At 52.2% G+C, this 922-nt stretch carries 2 protein-coding genes; one reads left to right on the forward strand and one right to left on the reverse strand.

The genetic code is table 11. From position 1 onward, the window contains the following. A partial coding sequence (locus ACTHSP_RS20905; RefSeq protein WP_440346876.1) for a M17 family peptidase N-terminal domain-containing protein occupies nt 1-426 on the reverse strand: 426 nt, incomplete at its 3' end. A 158-nt stretch (nt 427-584) separates the two neighbouring features. On the opposite strand from ACTHSP_RS20905, the gene ACTHSP_RS20910 reads away from it, so the two are divergent. Then, the coding region (locus tag ACTHSP_RS20910; RefSeq protein WP_440346877.1) for an LptF/LptG family permease at nt 585-922 on the forward strand (338 nt) is incomplete at its 3' end.

Here is a 922-nt window from a genome sequence, read left to right on the forward strand (position 1 = left end):
TTCGTGTGCGCTGTGGAACACGGCTTCTGCAAATTTGGCCGGTTTGGCTTCTTTTTTGTAGCGGTCGAAACGGTAGGTGGCATTGCCGAACGCAATCGCAAACGCTCCGGCAACGTCTGCGGCTTGCGCTTCATCGAAAGCATGAACGTCCACATTGACCGTTTCTTGATTTTGCGCCCATTTGGCGGCTTCGGCGGCGGCTTTGTTCAACGCGGCGCGGTCGGTTTTAGCGAGGCGGGCGACGGCAATGGCTTGCAAACCGTTGTCCGTCGGGATTTTGGTGTCGGCGAAATTTTGACCTTCTTCAAGGGAAGCGAAGAGGGCGAGGGCAGTCGGGTTGCTCAGTTGCGATGCTTCGGCGCAGACAAATAATTGCGCACCTGCCTGTTGAGCCTGCAAAGTTTCGGCTTTTGTGCTAAATTTCACGTTTATTCTCCTGATTGGAACGGTTGTCGGTTGTTCAGACGGCCTGTTGACCAACCGTCCGAACAGATGAAAATCATTGTACTCCATTTGTGTCATGCCGTCTGAAGCCTTATTAATAAATATAGGTTTCCCATAAACCGTATACCACGCTCAATCTTATGATTTACCAAAGAAACTTTATTAAAGAACTTTCCTTTACCGCTGTCGGCATCTTTGTCGTCCTCTTGGCGGTATTGGTGTCCACGCAGGCCATCAACCTGCTTGGCCGCGCAGCCGACGGGCGTGTCGCCATTGATGCCGTGTTGGCCTTAGTCGGCTTCTGGGTAATCGGCATGACCCCGCTTTTGCTGGTGTTGACCGCATTTATCAGTACGTTGACCGTATTGACCCGCTACTGGCGTGACAGCGAAATGTCGGTCTGGCTCTCCTGCGGATTGGCATTGAAACAATGGATACGCCCGGTCATGCAGTTTGCCGTGCCGTTTGCCATTTTGAT

This window comes from Neisseria sp. P0001.S005, from assembly GCF_051963715.1.